At 65.9% G+C, this 3,263-nt stretch carries 3 protein-coding genes; 2 read left to right on the top strand and 1 reads right to left on the bottom strand.

Features of this window, described 5'->3' with window-relative positions; translation table 11 throughout:
- Positions 1-388: 388 nt before the first annotated feature.
- Positions 389-616 carry a hypothetical protein gene (locus tag ACIQFZ_RS33135; RefSeq protein ID WP_402692959.1) on the bottom strand — a complete coding sequence of 76 codons (228 nt, stop codon included), beginning with the start codon at positions 614-616 and terminating at the stop codon, positions 389-391.
- Positions 617-1,230: 614 nt separating this feature from the next.
- On the opposite strand from ACIQFZ_RS33135, the gene ACIQFZ_RS33130 reads away from it, so the two are divergent.
- Positions 1,231-2,181, top strand: a complete 951-nt coding sequence (locus ACIQFZ_RS33130; RefSeq protein ID WP_402692958.1) for an ATP-binding cassette domain-containing protein — start codon at positions 1,231-1,233, stop codon at positions 2,179-2,181.
- Positions 2,182-2,193: 12 nt separating this feature from the next.
- Positions 2,194-2,982, top strand: coding sequence for an ABC transporter permease (locus ACIQFZ_RS33125; RefSeq protein ID WP_365426671.1), 789 nt, complete (start codon positions 2,194-2,196; stop codon positions 2,980-2,982).
- Positions 2,983-3,263: the final 281 nt, after the last annotated feature.

Below are 3,263 nucleotides of genomic sequence, written 5' to 3'. Positions count from 1 at the left end.
CCGGACGCCGAGCCCACACCGAACGCCACCGCGTCCTCGCCCTCTACGGCATCACATGATCAACCAGACATCCGAGGCAAACGCCGGGGCCCTGGGCTGACGCATCGGTGATGGTCACCGAGACAAAGTAGGCCAAGAAGGCGCGCAAGCACTGACGCGTGGAACTGACGACGGGAGCCTGCCCTTCGGGGCAGGCTCCCGTTCCATTGCCGGACGAGTGAGGTCCGCGCACGGTCATGTCCCCTGCGCCGATCCGTCCCAGTACAGGTGGCACCGCCGGCCAGTCCCGCACGGCGACGCCATGGCGGATCAGGTCGGGGTCGGCGGCGAACAGGACAACGGGGGCCAGCACGCCGGCCAGCTGCAGGATGCTTCGCGTGGTCAGAGATCAAGAAGACGGACGGCCAAGGTGTTGCCGGCCGCTCACGCGGAGGAGAACGTCACAGATCGGTGGCGTCGAGGTGCCCGACGACTGGTTGCAGTTGGCGTCGGGATTGACGAAGTCGAGGAGCCCGTTGCCGAAGCCGGCCACGTACGCCACCGGCACCTTGAAGCAGTCCACGCTGGGCTGCACGCTTTCCGGGCTGCAGCCGACGCCGTAGTCGTGGTTTCCCATGATCGGGAAGAACTTGCCGGCGTCGATGCGGACTTGTACGGCGCCTGGGCCTTCACGACCTCCTGGGGACGGCCCTGCTGACGAGGGCGTAGCACAGGACGCTCCGTCAGTCGTCATGCGGTTCACTGCAGTTCACCGATTCTTGGCTCCCAAGTAGTCGGTGCTGGTGGACATATGAGTGGCCGTCAGGTGCTACGCAGGGTTCCGACAATTAACTTGGTGTTTCCTTGGTGGATAAATTCGATGTTCAGTCGGAACTGCAGATGTCGGGGCCTGGTTCCAGTGGGCAGGATTTGCCACCCGGGTAGGGGGGCGGCGCGGATGAAAGAGGGTAAAAAGGGATGATGCTCGGCGGTCGGCGCTCTGCGGTCCGCGGTTAAGTTACCAGCGGGTTTTGGTTCTTGCGTTCGAGTGATCGCTTGACAGGGTCATCTGGCTGTTGGTGTAATTTCGCTGCCGCCGGAAAGGAAATTACTTACTGGTAATTCGCGGCAGATGAACGGGGGTTCACGAACTTCTTTGCTGATGCGGCTGTGTGTCATCGACCACAGCTTTGCGCGCTCATGAACTTATGCGGTGCAGAATGCAATGCCAAGTACGTGGGGTGTGAATTCATGGAAATCGCCATAGAGGCCGAAGGAATTCGAAAGAGATACGGAGCCCACGAGGCGCTGCGAGGAGTGGATCTGTCCGTACCCGCTGGAACGCTCCTCGGCATCCTCGGTCCCAACGGAGCCGGCAAGACGACCATGGTGCGAGTGCTGGCCACACTGCTGGAAGCCGATGAGGGCCGCGCCCGCGTGGCCGGATACGACGTCCGCACCCAGCCGCGCGAAGTGCGCCGCCGCATCGGCCTCAGCGGCCAGTACGCGGCACTCGACGAACGACTCACAGGCCGGGAGAACCTCCAACTCATCGGAGTCCTCTTCCGTCTGGGCCGCCGTGCCGCGAAGGATCGTGCCGATGCCCTGATCGACCGGCTCGACCTGGGCCACGTCGCCGAGCGGCAGGTCAAGACGTACTCCGGTGGTACCCGAAGGCGGCTCGACCTGGCCGCCAGCCTCATCGCCGATCCCAAGGTGCTCTTCCTCGACGAGCCGACCACTGGCCTCGATCCCACCAGCAGACTCATCCTGTGGGACATGATCCGCGAGCAGCTCGCCGGCGGTGTCACGGTCCTGATGACCACCCAGTACCTCGAGGAAGCCGACCAGCTCGCCGACCGGATCGCCGTGATCGACGGCGGCCGGGTGATCGCCGACGGCACCTCGGACGAGCTCAAGGCCAAGGTTGGCGGCGAACGGCTCGAGGTGACCGTCCAGGACGACGCCGCGCTTCCCGCCACCGTCACGGCCCTGCGGGACGTCACCGCCGCCGAGCCGGCCGTCGAACAGAACGGACGCGTGGTCTCCGTGACGCTGCGGGACCAGCTGAAAACGGTCGCCGAGGCCGCGTCCGCCCTGGACGCCGCTCAGGTGCGCCCCGCCGGATTCGCCGTACGGCGGCCCTCGCTCGACGATGTGTTCCTCGCCCTCACCGGCGGTGTCACCAGCAAGGAAGGATAGGACGAGGGCGCCATGGAACTCGTCAGCGATGTGTCCGCACTGTTCGGCCGGCACATGAAACATCTGGCCCGTATCCCGGAGAAGCTGCTCAGCGTGACGCTGATGCCCGTCGCGTACGTGGCCGTCTTCGGCGTCCTGTTCGGCAGCGCGATCTCCGTGCCGGGCAGCGACTACCGCTCGTATCTGATGGCCGGCATCTTCACCCAGATGATGCTCACCAACGTGGGCAACACCGCGCTCGGCGTCGCCGCAGACCTCGGCAACGGTGTGGTCGACCGCTTCCGCTCCCTGCCCATGTCCCGGTCGGCCGTACTGATCGGACGCACCCTGTCCGATCTGACGCTCGCGGTCATCGCCTGCGTCGCGATGGCCGTCGTCGGCTACCTCATCGGCTGGCGGGTGCACAACGGCCTGCCGAAGGCCATCGCCGGATTCGGGATCCTGCTGCTGCTCGGCTACGCCATGTCCTGGCTCGGCGCGCTCATCGGCCTTCTGGCGCGCAGCGCCGAGGCGGTCAACTCCATCGCGTTCGTGCTGGTCATGCCGCTTACCTTCCTCTCGAACGCGTTCATTCCGCTGAACGGCCTGCCGGGCTGGCTGCGCTCGCTGTGCGAGTGGAACCCCGTGAGTGCCGTGGTGGCCGCCTGCCGTGAGCTGTTCGGCAACACCTCGACCGGCACGGGCAAGAGCGCGCTGCCCGTCCAGTACCCCATCCCGCTCTCCCTCGTGCTCATCGCGGTGTTGCTCGCAGTGGTCGTCCCCGCAGCCGTCGGCGCCTACCGCAAGGCCGCCGCCCGCTGAGCCGCCCCGGGCTTTCGCGGGCCCGCCGGCCGACGGTCCCCCTGATGTCCCGCGCCGGAATTACGCCACCGCTGTTCCCGGCGCACGCGTGGGTAATTCCAGGTGCTCCCCGCCCGGGAAAAATCTTGCGGATCAGCATCTCCGAGCGCGAGCCGGTTTCTGCTCCGTCAACCCGCCGGGACTCCAGTTGCCTCCGATCTCCGATTTCCTCGCGCCGGATACCCTTGCGCCGCGCTCGATTTGCCATTGATGCACGATCGAACGACCAGGACGGATGAACC

This window comes from Streptomyces sp. NPDC093064, from assembly GCF_044754605.1.
Lineage (GTDB): Bacteria > Actinomycetota > Actinomycetes > Streptomycetales > Streptomycetaceae > Streptomyces.
This window is presented reverse-complemented; position numbering and strand designations above follow the sequence as displayed.